The sequence below is a fragment of the Nocardia sp. NBC_01499 genome, assembly GCF_045040275.1.
In the GTDB taxonomy this organism is placed as follows: Bacteria; Actinomycetota; Actinomycetes; order Mycobacteriales; family Mycobacteriaceae; genus Nocardia.
The window spans coordinates 1,634,482-1,658,934 of the sequence record NZ_CP109426.1; the positions used below are offsets into that span (position 1 = coordinate 1,634,482).

Below are 24,453 nucleotides of genomic sequence, written 5' to 3' on the forward strand. Positions count from 1 at the left end.
GGCCCGCGCTCAGCTCGGCTGAATCAGCGTGCGCTTCAGGATCTTTCCGGTCGCGTTGCGTGGCAGCGCCTCCAGGAACGTCACGTCGCGCGGCACCGAGAACCGGCTGAGCCGATGCCGGATGTAGTTGCGGACCATGTCGCGATCCAGCCCGAACCCTTCCCGCGTCACCACGAACGCGGCAAGCCGCTGGCCGTACTCCTTGTCCGGCACGCCGACCACCGCGACCTCGCTGACCTGCGGCAGATGCGACAACGCCTCCTCGACCGGGCGCGGGAAGACGTTCTCGCCGCCGGAGATGATCATCTCGTCGTCGCGGCCCGCCACGAACAGCAGCCCGTCGGCGTCGAGGTAGCCGAGATCGCCGGTGTCGAGCATGCCGCCCGATTCGGTCGGCGGCTTGGCGTCGGTGTAGCCGTCGAAGAGCATGTGGTTGAGCACGAAGATGCGTCCGGTCACGCCGCGCGGCACCGGACGCAGATCCTTGTCGAGCACAGCGAGTTTCGTGCCGAGCGGCGGGCGGCCAGCAGTGGTCGGCGCCGCGCGCAGATCGGCCGGATCGGCGATGGTGGCCCAGGAGACCTCGGTCGAGCCGTAGACGTTGTAGAGCACGTCGCCGAAGCTGTCCATGAACTTGAGCACCGTCGGACCGGCAAGGGGCGCACCGCAACTCGCGACCACCCGCAGGCTGGACGTGTCGTAGCGATCGCGAATGTGGGCCGGCAGATCCAGGATTCGGTTCACCATCACCGGAACCACGATCAGCGAGGTGACGGCGTGCTCCTCGATCAACCGAAGACAGTCCTCGGCGTCGAACCGTTCCGGCAGTACAACACTCGCGCGGATCGGCGTGCTGATCTGCAGCGCAGCCAACCCCCAGGTGTGGAACAGCGGCGCGGGGATGAGCATGGTCTCGTCCATCCGCAACGGAATGCGTGACAGCAACGCCGCGACCGTCCCGAATCCCTTGGGCTGCGGGCGTTGTGCGCTCTTGGGCGTCCCGCTGGTGCCCGACGTGAGCACGATCAACCGGCCAGGATGCGAAGGCCGGGGAAAGGTCGGCGCCTCGAGCGCGATCAGGTCGTCGACGGTGTTGCGCTCGAATACCGACTCCCGGCCGGTGGCGAACCGAGGCACCCCGGACGCCAGGTACTTGCACTGCTCGTCGTATTCGTCATCGAGGAAGATCGCGGACAGCCCGTGCCGGTCGGCGACGTCCTCGATCTGCCTGGCCGACAGCCCGGTATTCAGCAGCACCGTGTCCACACCCAATTTGCCGGTGGCGACCATGCACTCGACCATTGCCACGCGGTTGCGCGAGAGTAGCCCGACTTTGTCGCGCGCGCCGATGCCGAGCAGCGTCAGCGCCGACGCGAGTTTGTGTGTGCGATCGTGCATTTGACCGAACGTATAAGCGGACACGTCATCCACCACGGCCAAGCGATTCGGCGAATGCCCGGCGGCGGCCGCGTAACCACCGGCCAGGGTGAATCCCCATTTGGCAAGCCCGCCCATCTGCTTGAGCGCGCGGTCGGGCCGGTAGGTGCGCACGACACCGGTCGACACCATCTGCCGCAGCGTACCGACCTGCTGTTTCGCCGCCGACTCCTCGCCGTTGACCAGCACCGACGTCGGTGCGCCGATGATGGCATCGACGATCCGGTCGAGGCCGGCCATGGTCCAGGCGATCACCTGTTCGTTGTCCTGCTCGGCGATCCACGGATGGATCCTGGCCGCGCCGAAGTAGGTGATGGTGATCCGGGTCTGCTCCTGCTCGCCGCGTAGTCGCACCGCGGCGAAACTGCCGAGGCCGGGGCACTGCAGCTCGAAGGTCTCCAGCTCCTTGCCGATCACCAGCCGCAGCGCGGGCACGGTGAGCTCGTTGCCGGCGTGCCGCGCACGGATCAGGAGAACGGGGTGCGTGTCCGAGGTTTCCGCACGATCACAGTCTCCGATTCCGAGGAACATCCGGGTATAGGTCTGCGGGTCCATGAAAAAGTCCCACAGTGCTTTGCGTGCGGCCGCGAACTCCGCATCGATAGTGATGACGTCCGTTACCAACTGCGTGCAATTCTTCATGGGCCGACCGAGCGGTATGCGTCGGCATGGTTACGTAGTTGTACCCATCGGTAACAAGTAGGTCAAGCACTGCACGCGTTGCCCATGATTTGCCGCTTAACTGGTCGATCGCCCATTTTTGTGCGAGGTGCGGGCACGTGACAGCACTCTGCACAATTACCGCGAAAACGGCGCCGGGCCAGCCCTGATCAGGTATTGGATCGAGAAAGCCACGCGCACAGCGTCGGTCGGCGGCCTGATCGGCGCGTGGTCGCGATCACGCGGCGCCGGGGCGAGGAGTGATCTTGTGGCGAACGCCAACGCCGTCGTGTTGTCCAGAACTTTGCACACGCCGGAAGAAACTTTGGCGGGCTTGCCGGATGCGGGGCCGGATCGGGCCGTGTGGGGAGACAACGGCGGATGGCCGAGAGGATCGTACCGCCGATGCGCTCGGGGCGCGCGGCGAGTGTCCGACTCCGACCGAAGGCGCCGTCGGAGTCGGACTCCACGGGCGCCTTCGGTGGCCGAATCAGGCTGGCAGCGGCGTGAAGTCGCGGCTGCCGATGTAACCGGGGCGCGGCGCGGGTGCCGCGAACGGTTCTACCAGGGTGTTTTCCACGCTGTTGAACACCAGGAAGATGTTCGAGCGCGGGAACGGGGTGATGTTGTTGGACGAGCCGTGCATCAGATTCGAGTCGAACAGCAGCGCCGATCCGGCCCGGCCGGTGAACTGGCTGATGCCGTACGTGTTCGCCAGCGTGGTGATGTCGTCCTGGGTCGGCACCCCGATTTCCTGCTCCTGCAACGACTCCCGATAGTGCTCGGCGGGCGTGCTGCCGAGGCAGGGCACGAACGTCCGGTGCGAGCCGGGCATCACCATCAGGCTGCCGTTGATCGGATAGTTGTCGGTCAGCGCGATGGACAGGCTCACCGCCCTCGGCGCCGGCATGCCGTCCTCGGCGTGCCAGGTCTCGAAATCCGAGTGCCAGTAGAAGCCGGTGCCGCGGAACCCTGGCATGTAGTTCACCCGGCTCTGGTGGATGTAGACCTCGGAACCGAGGATCTGCCTGGCCAGCCCGGCGACCCTGGACTCGCGCGTCAGGTCGGCGATCGCCGCGCTGAGCCGGTGCACCTGGAAGACCGAACGCACCCGCTTCGACGACTTCTCCACGATCACCCTGTCGTCATCACGCAGCGCCGGATCGCCTGCGAGACGGCCGATTTCGGCGCTGAAGTCAGCGACCTCGGTGGGGGTGAGCAGGTCGTCGACGCTGGCGAAGCCATTGGTGTCGAAGCTCGCCAGCTCCGGGCTCTCGACCCGGCCCCACACCGTCGGATCCTTGCGATCCAGATGCGTTCCCTGGGTGCTGAGCCGAGTCGGGTAACGATCGATTCGGCCGGTCTCGGGTCGAGTTTCGGTGTGCTGCAAAACCATACCGCCTATCCCCCGATCGTCGCTGCGACCAACGGGTATGCGCCGCTACTGTCGTGGACCTCCTGCCCGGTGACCGGCGGATTGAACACGCACATCATTCGCATCTTGGTGCGCGCCTCTAGGCGGTGCCGTTCGTGTTCGTCGAGCAGATACATCGAACCGGGCTCGAGCACGTAGGTGACATTGTTGTCGAGGTCGGTGAGGCTGCCGGTGCCCTCGATCAGCCATACCGCTTCTACATGGTAACGGTAATGGAACTCGTGGGTGGTGCCCGCCTCGATGGTGGTCTCGTGGAAGGAGAAGCCGACGCCGTCACCGCCGAGGATGATGCGCTTGCTGCGCCACCCCTCGCCCGCCACGTCGCGCTCGGTATCGGTGATCTCTTCGGTGCTGCGCACGATCATGCGATTGCTCCCATTCCACTGCAGACGGTGTCGATGGCGCCGGTGAGGATGCCGAGGCCGTGGTCGAGTTCCTGATCGGTAATCGTCAACGGCGGCAACAACTTCACCACCTCGTCGGTGGAGCCGGAGGTCTCCACCAGCAGGCCGCGCTCGAAGGCGACCTGGCAGACCTTGCTCGCCTGCGAGGCGTCGTCGAACACCATGCCCTGCACCAGGCCGCGACCGCGGGTCGAGAGACCGGGCACGTTGTCGGCCAGCTCGCCGAGCGTCCTGGCGACCCGATCGCCCTTGGCCAGCGTCGAGGCCTGCAGTGTGCCGTCGGACCAGTAGTGCCGCAGCGCGACACTCGCCGTGACGAACGCCGGGTTGTTGCCGCGGAAGGTGCCGTTGTGCTCGCCCGGCGACCACTGGTCGTGCTCGGACTTGAACAGCACCAGCGCCATCGGCAGGCCGTAGCCGCCGATCGACTTCGACAGCGTGACGATGTCCGGGGTGATCCCGGCGAGCTCGAAGGAGAAGAACGGCCCGGTGCGGCCGCATCCCATCTGCACGTCGTCGACGATCAGCAGGATCTCGCGGGCCTCGCAGAGCCCGGCCAGATGCCGAAGCCATTCGGCGCGAGCGACATTGACGCCTCCCTCACCCTGCACGGTCTCCACGATCACCGCGGCGGGGCGGTCGAAGCCCGACGAGGTGTCGTCCAAAACCTTTTCCATCCACTGGAAGTCGGCGGTGGTGCCGTCGAAGTAGCCGTCGTAGGGCATGTGCGCCGCGTGCACCAGCGGCACACCGGCGCCGGCGCGCTTGGCCGCATTGCCGGTGACCGACAGCGCGCCGAGGGTCATGCCGTGGAAGGCGTTGGTGAAGCTGACGATCGTTTCCCGCCCGGTGATCTTGCGGGCGAGCTTGAGCGCCGCCTCGACGGCGTTGGCTCCCGTCGGCCCGGGGAACTGAACCTTGTAGTCGAGGCCGCGTGGCACGAACAGGGTGTCGCGCAAGGTGGTCAGCAGGTCGCGCTTGGCCGTGGTCGACATGTCGAGGCCGTGCGTGATGCCGTCGCCCGCGATGTAGTCCAGCAGCGGCTGCTTGAGCACGTCGTTGTTGTGGCCGTAGTTCAGCGCGCCAGCGCCGGCGAAGAAGTCGAGATAGTCGTTGCCGTTCTCGTCACGTAACCAGCTGCCCTTGGCTTTGCTGAATACGGTCGGCCAGTTGCGGCAGTAGCCGCGGACGTTCGATTCCAGACTTTCGAAAATGCTCGTATCGGCGTTGATCATCGGTGGTCCTCCTGCGTTGTGCGAGCGTTCGGTGCGATGAGATAGAGATCCTCGGGCGCGTGGCTGTCCGGGAAGACACCCGCGTCGAACAAGGGATGCTTGGTGATTCGGGCATCGCGGCGCCGTGCCACCGAGGTGAACAGGGCGATCGATGCGGCGTTGTCCGGCGAGATCGTCGTTTCCAGCTTCGAAACTCCCTGTGCGGCAACGTTGTTGAGCAATGCGTTGAGTAGCTGCGCACCGGTTCCGTTGCCCCGCTGGGCTTGATCGACGGCCACCTGCCAGACGAACACCGTGTCCGGCGCCTGTGGCCGGAGGTAGCCGATCACGAAGCCGACGACGCGGCCGTTCACCTCGGCGACGACCGAGGTTGCCGCGAAGTCACGACACCACAGCACGTACGCGTAGCTCGAATTGGTGTCGAGCACGGCGGAGTCTTTGGCGATCCGCCACAGCTGAGCGCCGTCGCTGACGCGTGGGGCGCGCAGTACGACGGCGGGGCCGGTCTGTTTGCGGGCCGGGGCGTTTCCCAGCGCGGCCGCGGCCTGTTCGACACGGATTCGTTCGAGCTCCGCGGTGTTCAACGTTGGCAGTGACATACAACTCCCTGGTCGGGTCCGCAGTACTTATCCAGGCTTACGAACCAACTTTGAGGTGGCCTGGTCGACTTCATTACGGTTGTGTTACGACTCGATTGCTTCGAGTCCGGGCATGGTGACGACGAACCGGGCGCCGCCGCCCGGCCGATCGGTGCATTCGACCTGGCCACCGTGCTTTGTGACGGTTTCCGCGACCAGCGCGAGGCCGATGCCGGTGCCCGTTGCCGAGCGACGACCGCTGCGCGCTGTGGCGAAACGTTCGAAGATACGAACCCGGTCCAGCGGTGGCACGCCGGGCCCCGCGTCGTCCACAATGATCACCGCGGCGCCGTCGCGCCGGTCCGCGGCGACCGCGACCACGCCGCCGCCGTGCAGATCGGCATTGCGCAGCAGGTTGCCCACCGCACGTTCCAGCTCCAGCTTGCGGCCGCGCACCACGACGTCGTCGTGGATGGTCAGCAGATCCGGCGCGTACCGCCGCTCGGCCAGGGTGTGCGTCAGCAGATCGCGCACCGAGAGCGGTTCCATATCGCCGCGATGCATACCAGCCTCGACTCGCGCCAAGGCCAGCAGATCGTCGAGCAGCCGCCGCAGATGATCCACCTCGACGGTGACCAGCCCGAGCGCGCGCTGGGAACGTTCCGGTAGATCCTCGCGGTGCCGGTTCAGCACGTCGACGCTGGCCATCAGGGTGGTCAGCGGCGTGCGCAACTCGTGGCTGACATCGCCGAACAGCACATGCTCGCGCTCGATCCGGCGCTGCAGCGAGTCGACCATGCTGTTGAACGACTCCACCGTCGTGGCCAGATCCTGGTCACGGGTGTCGGACAGGCGCAGATCCAGATCACCCGAGGCGATCTTGGCGGCCGCGGCGGCCAACTGATGCAGCGGCGTCAGCACGCGCCTGCTCGCCCACCAGCCGACGGCGGCGCCGATCAGCGTCACCACCACGGCGCAGCCGATCAGCACATTGCGCAGCAGGTTCAGATTCGACTGCAGGTCGGTGCCGCCGGCCTGCGCGTGTTCCAGATAGCTGCGGCTGATGGTGAACACCGACACGACGAGCACCAGCGACATGAGCGCGGCGATCGCCGCGAACATGGCCGTCACCCGGCCGCGCAGACTCCAGCGTTTCGGATCGAACCAGCGCTCAGCGCTGGACATCGAGGCGATAGCCGAGCCCGCGCACAGTGACAACAACGCGTGGCTCGGACGGATCCCGTTCGATCTTGGTGCGCAGCCGACGCATGTGCACGTCGACGATCCGCTCGTCACCGAAAAACCCTTGGTCCCAAACGCGTTCGAGCAACACGGTGCGGCTGAGCACCCGGCCCGGCGCTTCGGCCAGCTCACACAGCAGGCGGAATTCGGTGAGCGTGAGCCGGATCTCCTCGTCGCCGCGGCGGACGACGCCGCCGTCCTGCGCGAGTACCAGCGGGGTGTCCGGATCGGCGTCGAGCACCATCTCCTGCGGTGCGTCGCGCTCGACGGTCAGGCGGGCGCGGCGACGCACCGCGCGCATCCGCGCGGTGATCTCCTTGATCTCGAACGGCTTCGTCACGAAATCGTCGGCACCGGCTTCCAGCGCGGCCACCACATCGTGGGTATCGTCACGGGCGCTGACCACAATGATCGGCACGTCGTGCTCGCGGCGGATCTCGCGGATGCAGTCGAAGCCATCCATGCCGCCGAGCATCAGATCGACGATCATCACATCGGGAACACCGTTGCTGCGCAGATGGGTGAGCGCGTCCTCGGCCTCTTCCGCCTCCTCGACGTCATAGCCTTCGTCCTCCATGGCGAGCCGAAGCGCACCACGCACCCTGTCGTCATCCTCAACGATCATCAGGTTCGCGCTCACGCCTCCACCTCGCTAGCGCTCGGCTCCGCCGTGACCGCGATGGCGGCTGTGCCCATTGTTCGCTCGCTGCGCTCGCTCAAAGCCTCCACCTCGCTGACGCTCGGCTCCGCCGTGACCGCGATGGCGGCTGTGCCCATTGTTCGCTCGCTGCGCTCGCTCAAATACCTATCCTTTGCAGACACGCGAAACGCGTCACCGGTACGGAACTTCGCATCCCCATACCGACGCGACATTCCGCTGTTCGAGCACCTTGCCGATGTTCCAAATACCCCAGCAATCCGTGGGGTAAACGTCGACTGGACGCTCGATCAATAGCCATTGAGCCGCACACCGATCGCCGCGGGTGCGGTGATCGGACCGACGATGGTGCGGATCGCGCCGCTGCTGGGCGACCGGGTCGACTCCTGCGCCTTGGCCGAAATCGCTTCGCCCAGAACCTGTTTGCCGCGCGGCGGGTAGTTCGGGGGCAGTGCGCCGATAGCCGGGCCGAGGCTCAGGAGTGCGCTGGCACCGCTCTCGACCTGGTCGAGTTCGACCTCGGTGCCGCCGGTGACGGGACTCACGCCGATGGCGGCTGCCGAGCCGCTGCCGAACGCCGCCACCGTGATGGCCGCGAGTTCTGCACGCATGTCGAGTTCCCTTCCGGCCAGTCGGTCAGCGTCTGGCTGGCTACTCTCCACTCTTGTCCCGATCGCACTCGTTACGCAACCGTTACGTGATGCCCGACACATGGGAGCCACTAGCTGTTCATCCGCTCCGCCGCGATGGTGTATCGAGGCTCGGTCAGCGGATGATTTGCCGCTCGATCGGGCCGAACTCAGCGATCCTCGCGAGTCGGACGTTCCAGGCGGTTGAAATTGCTCGGCGTCCCGTCCGCGCGCCGATCCTGGCAGCGAAAATGCATGTGCCGAGCGTCGAAGGTGGCGAACCATTCGTCCCAATCCACCGGCCGAAGCACCGCGCCCCCATATCCCGGAAAATCGAAGCGCAACACCCTGATTTGCCCGTTGTCTTCGCTACCCGGCATGGTCGCGGGGCGTGCACCACGCCGCTCCGCCCACTGCCGGATGATGTCGTGGTTCCTGGTGACGCGTGTGCGTTCCACATTTGCGGCGCGCATGCGATCCATCCGCTCGGGCGACTGGATTTCCTGCGAGTATTTCGGCGACCTTGCGCTCCCCGGTCCGGCGTACGGAATCCGGGTGCCTAGTCGGTGATCGTTCATAAACGAGCTCCTGAGCCATCGGCATCGTATGTCCGGCTCTCTTTCACGTACCCGACGTGAACTTCGTGCAAACCGGCTGTCGGCCACTCGACCGCAGAATCGGGCAAAAGCGCCCCGAAAAATGCTGACCACCAGCGCATCTGTGAGGCGAGTCACCCACAACACGGTGGCGACCGCGGCCGATTCAGCCGGGCGCGGGTGGGTAACACGGACCCGAGGAGGAAACAGATGACTAGTCCAGTGTCTCCCGAGCCGAGCCCGGTCCCACCGATGCCGAATCCCGATCCCATTCCACCGGTGCCAGGTCCCGATCCGGCACCCGCTCCGCCGAATCCGGTTCCGCCGGTGCCCGGTCCGGACCCGGCACCCGCTCCGCCAAATCCCGGCGGCCCAAGCCCACTCCCGCCGGTACCGGAGCCGGGCGGGCCCTTCCCGCCGACGCAGCCTACTGCGGGAACAGGACAGCCAACGATCTGAGACCAGCGCGCCGGAAACATGATCGATCATTAAGCGCCCGTTCGCATTCCGGGCATGACCGATCGAGCGGTTCGTGCCGGATCAAGCTCTCGCGCACCGCCAACAAACATGATAACCCTTGTGTTACAGCATGTTTGGTTGGTTCCGAGACTGTCTTCAACTGCAGTTTCGCAAGGGAAAGAAGTCAGATGAGCAAAGTGCGCGCGTTCGGCGTTGCCCTCGCGGTGGCCGGTATCGTTTCCGCAGGTTCGGGTATCGCGGCGGCAGTACCCGTCGAACAGGGCCAGAGTGCCCCGTCCGCTTCCACGGTTCAGGACCCGATCGGTCTTCTCAGCTCCGGCTCCGGCACTACGGTTTTGGGGCTTATCTTGAAGATGATCACGAGCGGCTCGGGTACGGGCAGCTGATCTCACAGAGCGAAATGCGATGCGGCCCGGAGCAATCCGGGCCGCATTGTTTGTATCGGCTCGCCTAGATACCACCGCAGGCAAGTGGGGAACCTACCCAGTGGCCACACCTGCCGCCGTGACGCAGACGAAGGGCCCGCGTACAACGTCCTGTACGCGGGCCCTGTTGGCCTGATCGGATCCTTAAGGGCCGACCGTGATCGGCTGCGACGGATCGGTGGTGTTCTTCAGCGCCAAGGTGGCCGACACCGTTCCCGTTGTCTCATTCGTCGGGCAGAGGACGTCACCGGTCACGTTGATCGGCGCCGAACCGTTGCTGACCGCCACCGTCGACGGGTTGCCATTGGTGAAGGTGCCGTTCACCGTCGCGGGTCCGTCCGGCGCGACCACGGCGGTGCAGGACGCTATCCCGGAGTTCTTGATCGTCATTCCGCCCTTGGGGATCGTCAGGCTTCCGACGATCGGCGACCCGTTCTGCACCGCCACCGTCCAAGTGCCACTGGTGGTTACGGTCGCGTCGAGGCCCGGCAGATTGGTCGAGCAGTCGGTGATGGTCGGCGCGCCGATCTGCACCGTCACCGCGCCGCCCGAGTTCTGGTTGTTCGGTGCCGCCGGCACGGAACCGGTCGCGGTGACGGTATTGCAGGTGACCGTGACCGCACCTGCCGTTGCGGTCACAGGCCCCTGGTTGGTCGCCGAGACGGCGGCGCCGGCCGGGCTGACCGTGGTCGAGCTCGCGGCCTGTGCCGGGCCGACGCCGACCGCCATCGCGGCCGCCGTACAACTCACCGCAACCAGGGTCGCCCGCGCGAAAAACAGTTTGCTGAGCATTACGCACTCCTTTGAGGAAAGACAGTGAACCAATGAACAACATGACAGCGAGTTGAAATGTGCTGCCAAATAGAAACTTACGGGCAACATATCCCTAACAGCAATAGCTGATACTGCGCGTCACGTCGAAATCATCTACGCTGCAAGGAATTCCACATGCGGGATGATTTCGGTAGAATGGTTCGAAAAGCCTTGACCGGACTCTCAGTCCCGTAATGCCTGCTCGCGCAGCTGATTCAGAGTTCGCGACAGAATCCGCGAGACATGCATCTGGGAAACCCCGAGCACGTCCGCGATCTCCGTCTGCGTCTTGTTCTCGAAGAACCGCATGATCAGCACCTGACGCTCACGCTCTGGCAGCTCTTCGATCAATGGCCGAACGGCGAGGTAGTCCTCCACCAGATGGAAGGAAGGCTCCTCTGCCCCAAGGCTTTCCAGCAGCGGCAGCGGCGCGTTCTCGATATCGTCGCCTGCCACCGCATCGATGGACGACGACTGATAGGCGTTTCCCGCGATCAGCGCCTGGGTGACCTCGACGATGTCGACTTCCAGCTCCTGAGCGATCTCCCGCGCCCGCGGCATCCGGCCGAGCCGCTGCGACAGCGCCTCCACCGTCGAACCGATACTGAGCTGAATCTCCTTGGTACGCCGCGGAACTCGTACCGACCAGGTGTTGTCCCTGAAGTGCCTGCGCACCTCGCCCATGATGGTCGGCACCGCGAACGCCAGAAACGACGAACCACGGGTAACATCGAACCGATCCGTCGCCTGCACCAGACCGAGCCTGGCGACCTGCAGCAGATCATCGAAATTCTCACCGCGCCCGGCGAATTTACGCGCGATGTGTTCGGCCAGCGGTAGGCAGCGCCCGATCAGCTCCTCGCGCATAGTCTCGCGCCGCGGGTCGTCCTCGCGCAACGCGGCGATCTTCTCGAAGAGTGGCTCGATATTGTCGTAGCTGTCGCCGCGCGATCTCGATTCACCCGGCATCCGATGCCCCTCGTATCCAACTGAAGTCGACAACAGTGGGATACCCGGAAATGACCCCGTCGAACGGGGCCTGCGCGGCGGCGATCGAATGGGTCAACGTGCGCACGATATGCCAGCCGAATCCGGCCTGCCCCACCACCGATTCCGAGGTGGCTATCGAGGCGACATGGACGAACATCTGGCTGGTGTCATAGGTGAATTCGCAGTCGAGGCTGGAGCCGGGCACCGCGTCCAGAATCAATGAGGTGGCGACCTCATCGAGCGCGAGGCGAATATCGGTGACCTCATCGAGGGCGAAGTCGGCGATCAGGGCGACCGTCTCGGCGAGCGCGCGCAGCATCGTCAACTGTTCCAGCTGCGCGGGGATTCGGACACCGATTGTCGTTGTTTCCGTAGAGGATCGGGAAGTCCATTCCCCCATGCCCATCACCACCTTGCTCTCGCAGCCAAACCCGGAGCCGTCGGCTATCGCCGATCCGAGTTCTTCCGGGCCGCCCGCTGCCCAGCCCCGCGACAGGCCAGAACTCCGAGGCCGCGGCGCTCCTCATCCCTACCGTCGTACCCGCCGCGGTGCACCCGAAACGTACGGGCGAGATCAGCCGGCATCGATCCGCTCGTGCGCGGTCAACAGCAGGTGGTCGAACTGGGTGCGCAGCCCGACGGTCGAGCCGGTGAGCGAGCCGAGGTCGGCGACCAGCCGCGAGGCCAGGGTGCGCAGCTTGATATTGGTCTCCTGGGAGCGCCAGCTGAGCACCCGGAACGCCTGTTCCGGACTGACGCCGTAGACCAGCATCACCGCGCCCTTGGCCTGCTCGATCACCGCGCGCGAGGCCCACAGCTCGGGCAGCGTGTCGTCGAGCGCTTCCTGCCTGTGGTGTTCGAGGGCGTCGGTCACGTCGATGTAGTAGCCAGCGGTTCCCGCCACCTGGCCGTCGTCGTCGAACAAATGGTCGGCGACGACGATGACGTGGTGAATACCGCCGGCCGTGTCGATGATGCGGTGCCTGCTGGAGAACGGCTCGCCGTGCTCGATCGACTTGGCCAGTGCGTTGGCCACCTGGGCGCGATCATCGGGGTGCTTGTGTGTCAGCAATAGGTCGGTGCTCGGTGCGACGCTCCCTGGCGAATACCCGTGCATCGTCGCGACCTCGTCCGACCATTCCCACCGCTGATCGGCGAACCAGAAACGAAAACTGCCGACACTCTGCGGTGTCCCTAATCCGATCACCCGATCCAGCGCACGAGAATCCTCGGGCTGGACCGGCCCCATTTCAGTCACAGCGCAAGTATCCGTCGTTCGGGCACGCCACGCGACCAGATCGGCGGGCGCCACGCCAGATCGTGAATCAGTTGATCCCTACCCGTCGAGCGCGGCGCGCATCGACGGATAGTTACTGAACAGCGGCCGCACGCCGGAGACCTCCAGCGACCGCTCGATCGCCTGCTGACCGGCGACGATGCGCACATCGGTGCCGTCGGACGCGGCACGTTGCCTGACCGAACCGAGCGCGCTCGCGGCCCGGAGACTGAGGAATCGCGCTGCCCGCAGATCGATGACCACGGCATGGCAGTTCGAGCGAACCGCCCGTTCGATCGTGGCGAAGAATTGCGGACTCGCGGCCGCATCCAGTTCGCCTTCGACGCGGACCACCACACATTCTTGGCGGCGGTCTACGCGCGGCACCGAGCCGTTCCGGTGCACGCCCTCGGCGTGCTCATGCAGTGCGGAACTAGCGGACATAACTGAACCTCCCGTATAAGGGGGCAATTCCAGTCCTACGCGACAGGATCGGCCGATGAGGAGACCAAAGGGGCGAACAACTGTCGCAACATCGCGAATAGGTTGTCGCTACGATCCCATCGTCCGGATTCCGGCGGGTGTGGTGCGCCCTGCGTCGAACCGGGGTCGGCTGTAGTCTCAACCTCCCTACAGTGTTGCACGGTCTGTAGCCGATGTCACAGATTCAGGCGAGTGCGCGGGGCTCCGAGCGCTGTTCAGTGGGCGCGCGGAAGTCCTCTTGTTGGTCGACTGCCCGTAATCCGCGCTGGCAAACCAGGCCCGGATTGCTGGTCCGCAGACCGGGTAGGCCTAGTGGATGGACCCCGACCCGATGACGACACCCGACCTCGAGCCGGGCGGTGGCGTACCGCCGGGCTCGACCCCACCGGAGACGGCGCAGACCGCCGGCTTGTCGGCGCCCGAGCCGTCGACCAGCCACCACTTCCCCGGCACCGGCGTCGCGGCGATGGTCGCGACGATGCTGCTAGTGGTCGTTTTCACGGCGGTCGCGTTCGGGATCGTCGTGTCCATGATCTGATCGCGTCTCGTATTGCGAAGTGGGGTCGGTGGTTTCGTTCTCGCCCGCACGGGCATAACTGGGGCATACCCGAATTCAACACATGTCACGCGATGCCTGGTCGCGGGCACCGTGCAGCGCCGCCGTGTGCCCGTCACCCGTGGTGAGAACGGAGCACATCGTGAAGATTGCCATGGTTTCCGAGCACGCCAGCCCCCTCGCCGGGCTCGGAACCACTGCGACCGGCCAGCATATCCACGTCGCGGAGTTGGCCGCGGCCTACGTGCGGCGCGGACACGACGTCACCGTGTACACCCGCCGCGACGATCCGAGACTCCCGCCGGAGCTGGTCACCGACGCGGGCTACCGCGTTGTGCACGTGACCGCTGGCCCGGCCGAACCGCTGCCGCGCGACCAAAGCCTGCCGCACCTAGGCGATTTCGGCAGCTTCCTGCAGCGGCAGTGGGGCCTCGATACCCCGGACATCGTGCACGCGCACTTCTGGATGTCCGGGCTCGCCGCGGAATTGGCCGCACGCGCACACGGGATTCCGGTGGTGGTCACCTTCCACGCACTCGGCACCGTGCGGCGGCGTCATCAAGGACTTGCCGATAGCAGTCCGCGCTCGCGAATTCGCTTCGAGCGCCTCATCGCCGGGCGTGCGGCGCATATCGTGGCCACCTCCTCGGACGAGGTGATGGAGCTGACCAGGATGGGCGTCCCCCGGTTCCGCATCTCGACCGTGCCGAGCGGAGTGGACCTTTCGGCCTTCACCCCGGAGGGCGCCACCGCCGAACGCGGGCAACGGCACCGCTTGCACCGCGTCCTCTCGGTCGGAAGGTTGGTGCCGCGCAAGGGATTCGACGTCGCGATCAAGGCGCTGCAGGAACTGCCCGATACCGAACTGGTGATCGCGGGCGGACCGGTCGGCGACGATATCGAGGACGACAGCGAAGGCAGGCGACTGCGCCGCATCGCGATGGAATACGATGTGCAGGACCGACTTCGGATGCTCGGCCACGTCCGCCGCAGCGAACTGCCGCGCTGGTATCGCTCGGCCGATGTGGTGCTGAGCACCCCGTGGTACGAGCCGTTCGGCATGGTCCCCTTGGAGGCGATGGCGTGCCGGAAGCCGGTGGTCGCCACCGCGGTCGGCGGGATGCTCGACACCATCGTCGACGGGGTCACCGGTCGGCTCGTCGCGCCACCGGATCCGCTCACCGTGGCCAGGGCGGTGCGGCAACTGCTCGAGGACCGGACCCTGCGCGACACCTGGGGTGCGGCCGGGTATCAGCGTGCCGCGAGTCGCTACGCGTGGGATCAGGTCGCGTTGGAAACGCTCACTGCCTATCACCGGGCCGCACCCGCGCACGCGGGCGACGTCGTCTCGGCCCGCTGACGGCTCCACCACCGCTTGTGCCACGCCGACGGGCCCCGTCGATGGGCTCGCTCGGCGGGCAAGGTCGACAGACCCAGTAAGCAGGCATGCTCGGCGTCGACAAGCTCAGTCAGCAGGCTCGCTCGGCGGCGACAGGCTCACTCGGCAGGCTTGCTGGGTCCGCGCCAGAACAACGGCGCGACCAACCATGCCACCAGGAACAGCACCGCGATCCCCACCCCGGCGATCACCCCTCCGACCGTCCCGGCCACCATGCTCACCACCAACACCATCGCCCCGGTCAACGCGATGCCGAGCAGGCTGATGCCCGCCATCGCGCACCGGTGCGCCGCGGCGACCACGTTGCCCAGGCGATGCCGCCGGAACAGGATCCGATGCCAGGACACCGGCGCGACCAGGAACACCGTCGCCCCGATGGCGGCGCACAGGGTGATCAGATAGAGCACCCGCAACGGATGCGACAGCGTCCCGAACGACGCTTGGAACGGCACGATCAACAGGGCCGAGATGAGGAACTGCACCCCGGTCTGCACGACCCGAAGCTCCTGGACGAGATTGTTCCAATTGCGGTCCAGCCGTTCGGTTTCGGTCTCGCCACGCGCATCCCGGTTCCAGGTTTCATCGCTTCCGGGCACTAGCGCTCCCCGCCTTCTCGATCGTCGAGACGAATCCATCGTCGGTCATCTCCTACCGGACCGCGCGTTCGCGCAGGTACGCGGATACCCGGCCCGCCGACGATTAACCAGGCAGACGCCGGGTACCACCCCCATGCGCGCCCAGCACGCAGGCGTCAAGACCCACCGAAGACGGAAAGAGTTGAAGCCTCATGCGGATCGCGGCGATCGGCGATGTCCATCTAGGCACCGAATCAGGCGGCCTGATCCGGCCTGAACTGCGCGAACTGCCCGAGCGGGCGGACGTGCTGCTACTGGCTGGCGACCTGACCAATCACGGCACCCTCGACGAGGCGCGGGTGGTGGTCGCCGAGTTCGCCGACCTCGGCCTGCCGGTGGTCGCGGTGCTCGGCAACCACGACCATCACAGCGACGCCGAGGACGACATCGCGAAACTGCTGACCGACCACGGCATCGTCGTCCTGGAGGGCACCTCGGCCACGTTCGACATCAACGGCCGGACCCTCGGCATCGCCGGAACCAAGGGCTTCGGCGGCGGTTTCGCCGGTAAGTGCGCCGGTATCTTCGGCGAGCGGCAGATGCGCGAATTCGCCGGGCACACAGTGGATCTGGCGGCATCACTCGGCTCGGCGCTGGCCGAGCTGTCCACCGACGTGATCATCGCGCTCACCCACTACTCCCCCGTCACCGACACCCTGGTCGGCGAGCCGCTCGAGCTCTACCCTTTCCTCGGCTCGTACCTGCTCGGCGAGGCGATCGATGAATACGGCGCCCACCTGGCGCTACACGGGCATGCGCACGCGGGCAGTGAGCACGGAACGACTCCGGGCGGCGTCCCCGTACGCAATGTCGCCAAGCCGGTCATCCACGCCGCCTGCCGCGTCTACGAATTGCAGCCCGCCAGCGCGTGATCGGCAATCGATGGAGAGCGTGTGTTTCGGATTTCCCGACGCGGGCACCCGGGCCGTATGGAAGCTCCGACGACTGATCCGAACGGGGCGGCCGGTCCGCTGAACGTTCTTGTCTGGCATGTGCACGGCCCCTGGATGAACTCGTTCGTGCAGGGCGAGCATCGCTACCTGGTGCCGTACGACGGTCGCGACGGCGCACCGGGCAGCGCGTGGGCGCGGGGCCGCTCAGGGCCGGGCACGATCGATATCGCGCCGGATGATCTGGCCGACGAGAACATCGATGTCGTTGTCCTGCAACGCCCTAAAGAACTAGACCTGGTCTCGCAATGGCTGCGCCGGTCTCCCGGCACCGACCTGCCCGCGGTCTATGTCGAGCACGACACTCCGCACGAGCACGCGGCACTCACCACGCATCCGCTGGCCGAGCGCACCGATATCCCGCTGGTGCACGTCACCCACTTCAACCGGCTGATGTGGGACAACGGCCGCTGCCCGACCACCGTTATCCCGCACGGCGTGCGCGATCCCGGCCTGCTCTATACCGGCGAACTCCACCGGGCCGCAACGATTATCAACGAACCGATGCCGCGCTGGCGGATCACCGGCACCGACCTGCTCGGCCCGTTGTCCGAGGCCGCCCCGATCGACGTGTACGGCACCGGCACCGAAGGCGTGCACACCGCGCTGCGGGTATCGCCCGAACGGGTCTGCGGCGCAGGCGATTTCACTCAGGACCTGCTGCATACGGAGGTGGCCCGCCGTCGCGTGTTCGTGCACACGCCGCGCTGGACGTCGCTGGGGTTGTCGGTGATCGAGGCGATGTATCTCGGCATGCCGATCGTCGCGCTCGGCACGACCGAAGCGTCCGCGTCGATCCCCGCCGAGGCGGGCGTGGTGTCGCCCGAGCCCGCGATTCTGGCCGAGGCGATCAGGCAGTTCATGCACGAGCCGGTGTTCGCCGAGCTGACCGGAAAAGCCGCACGACATTGGGCGCAGGCGAATTTCGGCATCGAGGAATTCCTAGGCCGCTGGGATCGGCTGCTCGCCGATAGCGTCGCGACGTTGCGGCCCCGATGACCGGCCACGTACTGGTGGCGCGGTTGGACAGCGCCGGTGATGTCCTGCTCACCGGGCCCGCGGTGCGCTCGGTCGCCCGCCGAGCCGAGTCTGTCACCTTCCTCGCCGGTCCGCGCGGCAGCTCGGCCGCCGCGCTGCTGCCCGGCGTCGACCGGGTGCTCCAATTCGAGGCCGCCTGGGTCGAAGCCGATCCGCCGCCGCTGACCAGCGCGGCCGTGCGGGCCCTGATCGAATGCGTGCGCATGCTCGAGCCGGACGAGGCGATCATCAGCACCTCGCTGCACCAGTCGCCGCTGCCGCTCGCGCTGATCCTGCGGATGGCGGGCGTGCCGCGCATCAGCGCGATAACCACCGACGATGCCGGATCGCTGCTCGACGTTCGTCATCGGGTGAAAGACGATATGCCGGAACAGATTCGGGCTCTATCGTTGGCCGTCGCGGCGGGATATCCGCCCGTCGGTCACCGGCTTCGGGTCCGCGAAGACCTCCCCGAGGTCGCCGAATTGACCGGTGGCCCAGGCTATGTCGTGCTGCATCCCGGCGCGACGGAGCCCTCCCGCCGGATGTCGGCGCCGCGCAGCAGGCAGGTGGCCGCCGCGCTGGCGGACGCGGGCCATCGGGTGGTGGTGACCGGAAGCGTGGCCGAACGCGCGCTCACCGATACCGTCGCCGACGGGCACGCCCGCGATCTCGGCGGTGCCACCGATCTGGCCTGTCTCGCCGCCGTGCTGCGCGACGCCGACGCGGTGGTCGCGCCGAACACCGGTGCCGCGCCGCTGGCCGCAGCCGTGGCGACCCCGGTCGTTTCGTTGTTCGCGCCGGTCGTCCCGGCCCGGCGCTGGGCGCCCTACGGCGTGCCGACCGTCGTGCTCGGCGATCAGACCGCGCCCTGCGGCCGCCACGACCTCGACGCCATCCCGGACATCGCGATCGTCGCCGCCACCGAGCAGCTACTTCGCGCCACCGATTGATACCGGTTCGTCCGGGTATCCGATCGACTGCCCCCTTTTCGGTGGTAGGACCAGAGAGGATCCCTATGCTTCCCGGACCGGACGAAACGACCGCGGGACACAGCGGTGCCGAGCACCACGGCGGCCCCGACGACAACTTCCCGGATCACACCAGGACCACGCGGACCCACGCCGGTGAATCCATCGAGGACACCCGCAATTGGCCCGGCATCATTCTGGTCGCGCTCGGCCTGGTCGGCCTCGGTTTGACGCTGACAGCGGCCGGATACGGGTTCGCGGGCTGGGCCATCATCGGCGCCATCGCGACCGTGGTGTGCGTCGGTCTCGGCGTACTCCTGGTTGTTGCCGAACATCGTCGCCTCAAGAACCGCGAGGGCTTGAAACTCAGCGATCCGGCCGGCCATTGATGACCCGATATCGCCATCGGCCGGTGCTGCGCGCACTGCTGGTCGCCGGTGCGCTCGCGGCCGCCCCGCTGCTCGCCGCGTGTTCGAACGACGCCAAGGACGCGCTGGCTCCGGCGACCCCCACTTCGCACAGTTCGATCGTGTTGACGATGCCGTCGGTCTCCGCGCAGGTGCCCAATCCGGACGACCATATCTCCACCGCGGCGGAGAAACAGTTGTGCGACATGATGCGCCCAGACATCGACAAGTGGCGTACCGACGGCGACAGCGGCCGGGTGGCCTTCAATGCCACGGTGCACGACTGGGCCGCCCGCAATGGCGGCCTCAACGACACCGTGATCAAGGACCGAGGCATCGTCGACCAGATCACCAAGCAGAACTGCCCGGACGTGCGCCAGCAGGCGATCGACGCGCTCGGCACAGCCGATCTCGCCAGTGCCCTAGTCGGATTCGGAGGCTGATCATGATCAAGACCACCAAGTTCTTTGTCTTCGTCCTTGCCGTAGCGTTTTTCATCGGCGGCTGCGGTGACGAGCCGAAGAAGCTCGTCAACAAGGGCGGCAGCACGCCGTGCACCGAGTTCTCCGCGCAGGATCCGGACAAGCAGCGGATCACCGTCACCAAGTTCCTCGAGCAGGAACGCAACGGCGATACGCCGACCACCCAGGACGCGACGATCGACGCGGCCATCGCATCGATCAAGCTGATGTGCGCGGCACAGGCGAATCCGGATACCCCGATCAACAAGGCCGATCTGACCGGCATCCTGGTCCCGAAGTAGGCGAAAACATGACATCGCGTCATCACAGAAACATCGTGGAACTCCTTGTTCTGCAACACAACCGGATGCGCGAGCTCCTCGACGACCTGCTGTCGACGGCAGGGCAGGACCGCAGGGAGTCGTTCGAGGAGTTCGTGCGCTGGCTCGCCGTGCACGAGGCGACCGAGGCGGAGTTGATGCGGGCGGAGCTGCGGCAGGACGCCGTCACTTCGCGGTGAGCAACTCCAGCACCATCTCGACCGGCAGCGCTGGCGAGCGGTGGCCGCCGCGGCCGATCATCGTCTCACCGGCGAAGAGCACGTTGATCACGGCCTCCTCGACGACCTGAACGACCGCGTCGTAGAACGGGTTGAGCTGGCCCCACGGGATGAATGTCAGTTGTTCGTAAGGGGATTCACCGTTCGGGTAGGTACTGGTGAGCGCGCCCTCGTTGGCGGTGGAGAAGGCGAGGAAGATGTCGCCGGAGAAGTGGGAGCCGCTGGTTCCGGTGCGCGCCAAGCCGAGTGGCACCCGGCGGGTCAGCGCGGTCAGCTGTCCGGGCAGCAGTGGTGCGTCGGTCGCGATGACGACGATGACCGAGCCGGAGCCCTGCGGCGCGAACCACTCACCCAGTGGGTTGTCCTCGGCGAGCAGCGCGCCGAGCGGGACGCCGCGGATCGTAAGTTCTTTGCGGGCACCGAAATTCGCTTGGATGAAGGCGCCTACCGTATACGTGTCCTTGCCGTAGCCGACTCGGCGCGAAGCCGTGCCGCTGCCGCCCTTGAATCCGTAACAGTTCATGCCCGTTCCGCCGCCGACGCTGCCCTCGGCGACCGGCCCGCCCGCCGCGGCAGCGATGGCGGCCACGGCGTCGGCGGAGGTGACATGGGTGCCGTTGATGTCGTTGAGGTAGCCGTCCCAGGTCTCGGCGACCACCGGCAGCGACCAGTCGTTCGGCAGTTCGGGGAACGCGCCGACCAGCCAGTCGATGATCCCTCGATGGCAGGTGCCGACCGCGTGAGTGTTGGTGATGAGGATCGGCAGTGCCAGCGAGCCCGTCTCGGTGAGCCAGGTGGTCCCGGTCATCTCGCCATTGCCGTTGAGCGAATACCAGCCCGCGGCACAGGGAGTGAACACTCGCTCGCGGCCGCGCGGCAGGATCGCGGTGACGCCGGTGCGCACATCCTCGCCGCGAATCAGCGTCCGGTAGCCGACCTCGACACCCGGTACATCGGTGATCGCGTTCAATTCCCCGGTGGCTCCGGGGAATTCGAGCCCATGTCCCCTTGCGCGCAAATTCATGGGATGATCTTAGGCAAAGAAACGACATGCCGCTCGGAATTTCTCCGGTTCAGATACCCGATTTCCGTACAACAACCGGCAGGTTTGCCTGTCCGCGCACCGGCTATGCCGTGGTTATGACATCACTATGGTTGAACGATGCCGAGGTCCCGGCGCGTCTGCGATTAACGCCGGGATCACGCTTCGACACCGTCGTGATCGGCGGCGGCCTCACCGGCCTGGTTACCGCGCTGCTGCTTGCCGAGAGCGGCGTCGAAGTAGCGGTGGTCGAAGGCAGCCGGGTCGGCGCGGGTACCACCGGCGCGACCACCGGAAAGGTCAGTCTGCTCCAGGGAACTCGGGCCCAGCGGATTCGACGGCGGCATACCGCGAGCACGCTGCGCGAGTATGTCGCGGCGAATAGCGAAGGGCAGCAATGGTTGTTGCGGTTCTGCACGGAGCACGGGGTGGCGGTCCAGCACGTCGCCGCACTCACCTACGCACAATCCGAGGACGAAATCGGTGCGGTGCGTGCGGAATTCGACGCGACGCAGCAGGCCGGGTTGCCCACCGAACTCATCGACAAGCTGGATGTGCCTTTCCCCGCTTATGGCGCGGTGCGGCTGGCCGATCAGGCTCAGGTCGATCCCATGGCAGTGCTCGCCGCGCTCGCGGCCGAGGTCGAATCACATGCGGCGCAGATCTATGAGTCGACCACGGTGCGCGGGGTGCGCAAAGGACCGAACGGCGACCTCATCGTCGAAACCGAGCACGGCGATCTCGGCGCCGGAACCGTCATATTGGCCACGGGCACACCGATACTCGATCGCGGCGGGTTCTTCGCCCGGCTCACCGCGCAGCGTTCCTACCTGGCCGCCTTCCGGCTGGACGAGCCGTTTCCGCGCGATATGTACATCAGTGCGGGGCAGCCAACCCGCTCGCTGCGCTACGCGCCGACGCCGGACGGCGACGTTCTGCTCGTCGGCGGTAACGGGCACGTCGTGGGACGCACCAGGTCGGAGCGCAAGAAGGTCGACGATCTGCTGAGTTGGGCGCAAACCTGGTTCCCCACAGCCGAACCCATGCAGGAATGGTCGGCCCAGGACTACTCGCCGGTCGGCGAACTCCCCTACGTCGGCCCGCTGCTGCCCGGACAGGACAACATTCTGGTCGGCACCGGATACGCCAAATGGGGCCTCACCAACGGTGTCGCCGCCGCTTTGGCATTGGCCGGGCGCATTACCGGCAAACCACCGAGTTGGGCGGACGCACTGGCCAGTTGGCGTCCTGGCGAACTCAAGTCGCTGCCCTCGGCGGGCTTCGCGAACAGCGCTGTGGCCCAACAGCTCACGACCGGGTGGCTGCGCATGGCCGCACACACCACCAACCAGGCGCCCGCGGAAGGTTGCGGCACCGTCGAACGCCGCGGCCTGCGCCCCACCGCCACCTGCACGGTCGACGGCACCACCACCGAGCTGTCCGCCGTCTGCCCGCACCTCTACGGCATCGTCCGCTGGAATGACGCCGAACGGTCCTGGGACTGTCCGCTGCACGGCTCCCGCTTCGCCCCCGACGGCACCCCCCTCGAAGGACCCGCCACCAAGCCGCTCACGCCGCTGAGCGCGCCGCACACGCTGTAATGCCTTCTGTGGCATAGCAAATTCTTGCCTACCGGTATCGGCACCCGGAACGCTTGTCGATCGTTAGCGTGATGTGGTCACCCACGGCGGGGAGACCCGCGCGGGGTCATTGCGACAGCGGCTCCGCGCGGGTCAGTATCTGATCGACCGTCTCCTGAACGGTGAGATACGAAGTGTCCAACCACAATCCGATGCGCGGCGTATGCCACAACGCCGAATCCAGTTCCGCGACAGTGAACGCGCCATAAGCCTGCTTTGCCCGCCCGGCCTCCCGAGCCGCGACAACTTCCGCTCGCGGCACCAGCACGACCACATACAGCGGCCGCGTCTCGATCTGATCCACGGTGTACTGCAACAACTCGCCGAGCATCGTGTCCTGCAAGACCGCCGTAAACCCCTCCGCCACATAGGCATCGGCGGTCTTCGCGGCAAGCCGATGCCGCAGGCAGAGCTGCCGGAGCGCCTCCTGCGACGGCTCCTGACTCATCTCCTCGCGTCCCCCGACCACGAACCTCCGAAACGTATCCCCACGCACATGCGCCGACCGGGGCAACCGCTCGGCCAGCGCCTGCGCCACCGTCGACTTTCCGGCCGCCTGAATGCCGGAGATGAGGTAGACCGAAGGTGTCATGCCGATCATGATTGCACTCGATGCAAGGCAGTGCCCGGTGACGCCTGTTTCCGCCGCCTCAGCGCCCAACGCGCGTGCCGCTCAACCGAACGCGGCCGACGGCGCTACTTGCACCTCGGCAACGAACACGACCTGCTCCCATGCGCGGTTTTGGGGTCTCGTGGCACGTGCGGGTGCCTCGTTGATAACGAACATCTACAACGAGGTCGAGGTATCGGTGCCGGTGACGAATTCGTCCGGGAGCCTCCAGCCTTTGGTGTTCGAACTGACCTACGGTCCAGAGGGCTACTGCATCAAGGACATCCGCGGCTGACCGAGTTCTCCGATGCGTTCGGAATTTCATGCGTCGTGGATGTCGAGGGCGCTCGGGCGGCTCCGTCCCAGGAGTACGGACCCGATCAACCCGGACAGAATGGGCCGTAACGAACCTAAGGAGAACATCATGACGATCCGGATGGATCACGTCGGCATTGTCGTCGAGGATCTCGCGGCCGCTATCGCGTTCTTCGTCGAACTGGGCCTGGAACTGGAGGGCGAAGCAACAGTCGGTGGCCAATGGGCCGACGACCTGCTCGGACTGGACGGCGTCCGAGCGGACATCGCCGTCGTACGAACCCCGGACGGCCATGGCCGGGTCGAACTCTCGACGTTCCACTCGCCAACGACCACCGACACCGCACCGAAAGCGCCGGTGAACACCCCGGGCATCCCTCGCCTGACGTTCGTCGCCGACGACGTCGACGACGCCCTCGACCGCCTGCGTGCCCACGGCGCCGAACTCGTGGGCACGGTGGCCCAATACGAAGACATCTACCGGTACTGCTACGTCCGCGGCCCCGAGGGCATCATCATCGGTCTGGTCGAGGAACTCCGCTGAACGACA

31 protein-coding genes are annotated in these 24,453 nt (G+C 66.2%); 13 read left to right on the forward strand and 18 right to left on the reverse strand.

Annotated features, from left to right (window positions below):
• Positions 1 to 9: 9 nt before the first annotated feature.
• From OG203_RS07385 to OG203_RS07430, 10 genes are all read right to left on the reverse strand, one after another.
• Positions 10 to 2,061, reverse strand: coding sequence for an AMP-binding protein (locus tag OG203_RS07385; RefSeq protein ID WP_405167788.1), 2,052 nt, complete (start codon positions 2,059 to 2,061; stop codon positions 10 to 12).
• Between the two features lie 526 nt (positions 2,062 to 2,587).
• The gene (gene thpD / locus OG203_RS07390; RefSeq protein WP_405164923.1) at positions 2,588 to 3,493 is read right to left on the reverse strand and encodes an ectoine hydroxylase; all 906 of its coding nucleotides are present in this window, start codon (positions 3,491 to 3,493) and stop codon (positions 2,588 to 2,590) included.
• A 5-nt stretch (positions 3,494 to 3,498) separates the two neighbouring features.
• Positions 3,499 to 3,897: an ectoine synthase gene (locus OG203_RS07395; protein ID WP_405164924.1), complete on the reverse strand. Its 399-nt coding sequence runs from the start codon at positions 3,895 to 3,897 to the stop codon at positions 3,499 to 3,501.
• On the reverse strand, positions 3,894 to 5,171 hold the full coding sequence (gene ectB, locus OG203_RS07400) for a diaminobutyrate--2-oxoglutarate transaminase (protein WP_405164925.1): 1,278 nt from the start codon (positions 5,169 to 5,171) through the stop codon (positions 3,894 to 3,896). The genes OG203_RS07395 and ectB overlap by 4 nt, the downstream gene beginning before the upstream one ends.
• A complete protein-coding gene (gene ectA, locus OG203_RS07405) occupies positions 5,168 to 5,770 on the reverse strand; it encodes a diaminobutyrate acetyltransferase (RefSeq protein WP_405164926.1) in 603 nt (200 codons plus the stop codon). Before ectA ends, ectB begins: the two co-directional genes overlap by 4 nt.
• Before the next feature lie 84 nt (positions 5,771 to 5,854).
• Complete coding sequence (locus tag OG203_RS07410; RefSeq protein ID WP_405164927.1) at positions 5,855 to 6,934, reverse strand: ATP-binding protein; 1,080 nt, start codon at positions 6,932 to 6,934, stop codon at positions 5,855 to 5,857.
• Positions 6,921 to 7,631: a response regulator transcription factor gene (locus OG203_RS07415; protein ID WP_405164928.1), complete on the reverse strand. Its 711-nt coding sequence runs from the start codon at positions 7,629 to 7,631 to the stop codon at positions 6,921 to 6,923. The genes OG203_RS07410 and OG203_RS07415 overlap by 14 nt, the downstream gene beginning before the upstream one ends.
• Positions 7,628 to 7,792: a hypothetical protein gene (locus OG203_RS07420; protein WP_405164929.1), complete on the reverse strand. Its 165-nt coding sequence runs from the start codon at positions 7,790 to 7,792 to the stop codon at positions 7,628 to 7,630. Before OG203_RS07420 ends, OG203_RS07415 begins: the two co-directional genes overlap by 4 nt.
• Before the next feature lie 147 nt (positions 7,793 to 7,939).
• Positions 7,940 to 8,260, reverse strand: coding sequence for a hypothetical protein (locus OG203_RS07425; protein WP_405164930.1), 321 nt, complete (start codon positions 8,258 to 8,260; stop codon positions 7,940 to 7,942).
• A gap of 188 nt (positions 8,261 to 8,448) precedes the next feature.
• A complete protein-coding gene (locus OG203_RS07430; RefSeq protein ID WP_405164931.1) occupies positions 8,449 to 8,856 on the reverse strand; it encodes a hypothetical protein in 408 nt (135 codons plus the stop codon).
• Positions 8,857 to 9,521: 665 nt separating this feature from the next.
• Here OG203_RS07430 and OG203_RS07435 point away from each other — a divergent pair.
• Positions 9,522 to 9,740, forward strand: a complete 219-nt coding sequence (locus OG203_RS07435) for a hypothetical protein (RefSeq protein ID WP_405164932.1) — start codon at positions 9,522 to 9,524, stop codon at positions 9,738 to 9,740.
• 183 nt (positions 9,741 to 9,923) lie between these two features.
• Here the strand turns inward: OG203_RS07435 and OG203_RS07440 are convergent, their stop codons facing one another.
• The 5 genes from OG203_RS07440 to OG203_RS07460 all read right to left on the reverse strand — a co-directional run bounded on the left by OG203_RS07440 (position 9,924) and on the right by OG203_RS07460 (position 13,302).
• Positions 9,924 to 10,571: a hypothetical protein gene (locus OG203_RS07440; RefSeq protein ID WP_405164933.1), complete on the reverse strand. Its 648-nt coding sequence runs from the start codon at positions 10,569 to 10,571 to the stop codon at positions 9,924 to 9,926.
• Between the two features lie 204 nt (positions 10,572 to 10,775).
• Complete coding sequence (locus tag OG203_RS07445) at positions 10,776 to 11,561, reverse strand: RNA polymerase sigma factor SigF (protein WP_405164934.1); 786 nt, start codon at positions 11,559 to 11,561, stop codon at positions 10,776 to 10,778.
• Positions 11,551 to 11,982 (reverse strand): anti-sigma factor, encoded by a 432-nt coding sequence (locus OG203_RS07450; RefSeq protein WP_405164935.1) that lies wholly within the window; start codon positions 11,980 to 11,982, stop codon positions 11,551 to 11,553. The genes OG203_RS07445 and OG203_RS07450 overlap by 11 nt, the downstream gene beginning before the upstream one ends.
• Before the next feature lie 174 nt (positions 11,983 to 12,156).
• Positions 12,157 to 12,831: a PAS and ANTAR domain-containing protein gene (locus tag OG203_RS07455; RefSeq protein ID WP_405167789.1), complete on the reverse strand. Its 675-nt coding sequence runs from the start codon at positions 12,829 to 12,831 to the stop codon at positions 12,157 to 12,159.
• 87 nt (positions 12,832 to 12,918) lie between these two features.
• Complete coding sequence (locus OG203_RS07460; protein ID WP_405164936.1) at positions 12,919 to 13,302, reverse strand: STAS domain-containing protein; 384 nt, start codon at positions 13,300 to 13,302, stop codon at positions 12,919 to 12,921.
• A 370-nt stretch (positions 13,303 to 13,672) separates the two neighbouring features.
• Between OG203_RS07460 and OG203_RS07465 the strand changes: the two genes are divergently transcribed.
• Both OG203_RS07465 and OG203_RS07470 read left to right on the forward strand, forming a co-directional pair.
• Entirely contained in the window at positions 13,673 to 13,879 is a 207-nt protein-coding gene (locus tag OG203_RS07465) for a DUF6480 family protein (RefSeq protein ID WP_405164937.1), read from the forward strand.
• Between the two features lie 160 nt (positions 13,880 to 14,039).
• On the forward strand, positions 14,040 to 15,257 hold the full coding sequence (locus tag OG203_RS07470) for a glycosyltransferase (RefSeq protein ID WP_405164938.1): 1,218 nt from the start codon (positions 14,040 to 14,042) through the stop codon (positions 15,255 to 15,257).
• Positions 15,258 to 15,394: 137 nt separating this feature from the next.
• Here OG203_RS07470 and OG203_RS07475 read toward each other — a convergent pair whose 3' ends face one another.
• Positions 15,395 to 15,931 carry a DUF6328 family protein gene (locus OG203_RS07475; RefSeq protein ID WP_405164939.1) on the reverse strand — a complete coding sequence of 179 codons (537 nt, stop codon included), beginning with the start codon at positions 15,929 to 15,931 and terminating at the stop codon, positions 15,395 to 15,397.
• Between the two features lie 152 nt (positions 15,932 to 16,083).
• Here OG203_RS07475 and OG203_RS07480 point away from each other — a divergent pair, with 152 nt between their 5' ends.
• The 7 genes from OG203_RS07480 to OG203_RS07510 all read left to right on the forward strand — a co-directional run bounded on the left by OG203_RS07480 (position 16,084) and on the right by OG203_RS07510 (position 20,257).
• Positions 16,084 to 16,803, forward strand: a complete 720-nt coding sequence (locus OG203_RS07480) for a metallophosphoesterase (protein ID WP_405164940.1) — start codon at positions 16,084 to 16,086, stop codon at positions 16,801 to 16,803.
• A gap of 57 nt (positions 16,804 to 16,860) precedes the next feature.
• Positions 16,861 to 17,880: a glycosyltransferase gene (locus tag OG203_RS07485; protein ID WP_405164941.1), complete on the forward strand. Its 1,020-nt coding sequence runs from the start codon at positions 16,861 to 16,863 to the stop codon at positions 17,878 to 17,880.
• Entirely contained in the window at positions 17,877 to 18,851 is a 975-nt protein-coding gene (locus OG203_RS07490) for a glycosyltransferase family 9 protein (RefSeq protein WP_405164942.1), read from the forward strand. Before OG203_RS07485 ends, OG203_RS07490 begins: the two co-directional genes overlap by 4 nt.
• A gap of 65 nt (positions 18,852 to 18,916) precedes the next feature.
• Positions 18,917 to 19,258 carry a hypothetical protein gene (locus OG203_RS07495; protein WP_405164943.1) on the forward strand — a complete coding sequence of 114 codons (342 nt, stop codon included), beginning with the start codon at positions 18,917 to 18,919 and terminating at the stop codon, positions 19,256 to 19,258.
• Positions 19,258 to 19,719, forward strand: coding sequence for a hypothetical protein (locus OG203_RS07500; protein ID WP_405164944.1), 462 nt, complete (start codon positions 19,258 to 19,260; stop codon positions 19,717 to 19,719). The genes OG203_RS07495 and OG203_RS07500 overlap by 1 nt, the downstream gene beginning before the upstream one ends.
• A gap of 2 nt (positions 19,720 to 19,721) precedes the next feature.
• The gene (locus OG203_RS07505) at positions 19,722 to 20,039 is read left to right on the forward strand and encodes a hypothetical protein (protein WP_405164945.1); all 318 of its coding nucleotides are present in this window, start codon (positions 19,722 to 19,724) and stop codon (positions 20,037 to 20,039) included.
• A gap of 35 nt (positions 20,040 to 20,074) precedes the next feature.
• Positions 20,075 to 20,257 (forward strand): hemerythrin domain-containing protein, encoded by a 183-nt coding sequence (locus OG203_RS07510; RefSeq protein WP_405164946.1) that lies wholly within the window; start codon positions 20,075 to 20,077, stop codon positions 20,255 to 20,257.
• Here the strand turns inward: OG203_RS07510 and OG203_RS07515 are convergent.
• A complete protein-coding gene (locus tag OG203_RS07515) occupies positions 20,244 to 21,320 on the reverse strand; it encodes a P1 family peptidase (protein ID WP_405164947.1) in 1,077 nt (358 codons plus the stop codon). The two genes, OG203_RS07510 and OG203_RS07515, sit on opposite strands and share 14 nt — an antisense overlap.
• Positions 21,321 to 21,436: 116 nt before the next feature.
• Between OG203_RS07515 and OG203_RS07520 the strand changes: the two genes are divergently transcribed.
• The gene (locus OG203_RS07520) at positions 21,437 to 22,939 is read left to right on the forward strand and encodes an FAD-dependent oxidoreductase (protein ID WP_405164948.1); all 1,503 of its coding nucleotides are present in this window, start codon (positions 21,437 to 21,439) and stop codon (positions 22,937 to 22,939) included.
• A gap of 106 nt (positions 22,940 to 23,045) precedes the next feature.
• Here the strand turns inward: OG203_RS07520 and OG203_RS07525 are convergent, their stop codons facing one another.
• A complete protein-coding gene (locus OG203_RS07525) occupies positions 23,046 to 23,570 on the reverse strand; it encodes an AAA family ATPase (protein ID WP_405164949.1) in 525 nt (174 codons plus the stop codon).
• Between the two features lie 160 nt (positions 23,571 to 23,730).
• Between OG203_RS07525 and OG203_RS07530 the strand changes: the two genes are divergently transcribed.
• Positions 23,731 to 23,883, forward strand: a complete 153-nt coding sequence (locus OG203_RS07530; protein ID WP_405164950.1) for a hypothetical protein — start codon at positions 23,731 to 23,733, stop codon at positions 23,881 to 23,883.
• A 129-nt stretch (positions 23,884 to 24,012) separates the two neighbouring features.
• Positions 24,013 to 24,447, forward strand: a complete 435-nt coding sequence (locus OG203_RS07535; RefSeq protein WP_405164951.1) for a VOC family protein — start codon at positions 24,013 to 24,015, stop codon at positions 24,445 to 24,447.
• Positions 24,448 to 24,453 lie beyond the last annotated feature (6 nt).

Coding starts and splice junctions, on each gene's coding strand:
- OG203_RS07515 (WP_405164947.1), bottom strand. CDS start 21,320: ATGAATTTGCGCGCAAGGGGACATGGGCTCGAATTCCCCGGAGCCACC.
- OG203_RS07525 (WP_405164949.1), bottom strand. CDS start 23,570: ATGACACCTTCGGTCTACCTCATCTCCGGCATTCAGGCGGCCGGAAAG.
- OG203_RS07475 (WP_405164939.1), bottom strand. CDS start 15,931: ATGGATTCGTCTCGACGATCGAGAAGGCGGGGAGCGCTAGTGCCCGGA.
- OG203_RS07480 (WP_405164940.1), top strand. CDS start 16,084: ATGCGGATCGCGGCGATCGGCGATGTCCATCTAGGCACCGAATCAGGC.
- OG203_RS07395 (WP_405164924.1), bottom strand. CDS start 3,897: ATGATCGTGCGCAGCACCGAAGAGATCACCGATACCGAGCGCGACGTG.
- OG203_RS07535 (WP_405164951.1), top strand. CDS start 24,013: ATGACGATCCGGATGGATCACGTCGGCATTGTCGTCGAGGATCTCGCG.
- OG203_RS07430 (WP_405164931.1), bottom strand. CDS start 8,856: ATGAACGATCACCGACTAGGCACCCGGATTCCGTACGCCGGACCGGGG.
- thpD (WP_405164923.1), bottom strand. CDS start 3,493: ATGGTTTTGCAGCACACCGAAACTCGACCCGAGACCGGCCGAATCGAT.
- OG203_RS07495 (WP_405164943.1), top strand. CDS start 18,917: ATGCTTCCCGGACCGGACGAAACGACCGCGGGACACAGCGGTGCCGAG.
- OG203_RS07435 (WP_405164932.1), top strand. CDS start 9,522: ATGAGCAAAGTGCGCGCGTTCGGCGTTGCCCTCGCGGTGGCCGGTATC.
- OG203_RS07450 (WP_405164935.1), bottom strand. CDS start 11,982: ATGGGGGAATGGACTTCCCGATCCTCTACGGAAACAACGACAATCGGT.
- OG203_RS07440 (WP_405164933.1), bottom strand. CDS start 10,571: ATGCTCAGCAAACTGTTTTTCGCGCGGGCGACCCTGGTTGCGGTGAGT.
- OG203_RS07500 (WP_405164944.1), top strand. CDS start 19,258: ATGACCCGATATCGCCATCGGCCGGTGCTGCGCGCACTGCTGGTCGCC.
- ectB (WP_405164925.1), bottom strand. CDS start 5,171: ATGATCAACGCCGATACGAGCATTTTCGAAAGTCTGGAATCGAACGTC.
- ectA (WP_405164926.1), bottom strand. CDS start 5,770: ATGTCACTGCCAACGTTGAACACCGCGGAGCTCGAACGAATCCGTGTC.
- OG203_RS07505 (WP_405164945.1), top strand. CDS start 19,722: ATGATCAAGACCACCAAGTTCTTTGTCTTCGTCCTTGCCGTAGCGTTT.
- OG203_RS07455 (WP_405167789.1), bottom strand. CDS start 12,831: ATGGGGCCGGTCCAGCCCGAGGATTCTCGTGCGCTGGATCGGGTGATC.
- OG203_RS07485 (WP_405164941.1), top strand. CDS start 16,861: ATGGAAGCTCCGACGACTGATCCGAACGGGGCGGCCGGTCCGCTGAAC.
- OG203_RS07410 (WP_405164927.1), bottom strand. CDS start 6,934: ATGTCCAGCGCTGAGCGCTGGTTCGATCCGAAACGCTGGAGTCTGCGC.
- OG203_RS07425 (WP_405164930.1), bottom strand. CDS start 8,260: ATGCGTGCAGAACTCGCGGCCATCACGGTGGCGGCGTTCGGCAGCGGC.
- OG203_RS07445 (WP_405164934.1), bottom strand. CDS start 11,561: ATGCCGGGTGAATCGAGATCGCGCGGCGACAGCTACGACAATATCGAG.
- OG203_RS07520 (WP_405164948.1), top strand. CDS start 21,437: ATGACATCACTATGGTTGAACGATGCCGAGGTCCCGGCGCGTCTGCGA.
- OG203_RS07465 (WP_405164937.1), top strand. CDS start 13,673: ATGACGACACCCGACCTCGAGCCGGGCGGTGGCGTACCGCCGGGCTCG.
- OG203_RS07490 (WP_405164942.1), top strand. CDS start 17,877: ATGACCGGCCACGTACTGGTGGCGCGGTTGGACAGCGCCGGTGATGTC.
- OG203_RS07460 (WP_405164936.1), bottom strand. CDS start 13,302: ATGTCCGCTAGTTCCGCACTGCATGAGCACGCCGAGGGCGTGCACCGG.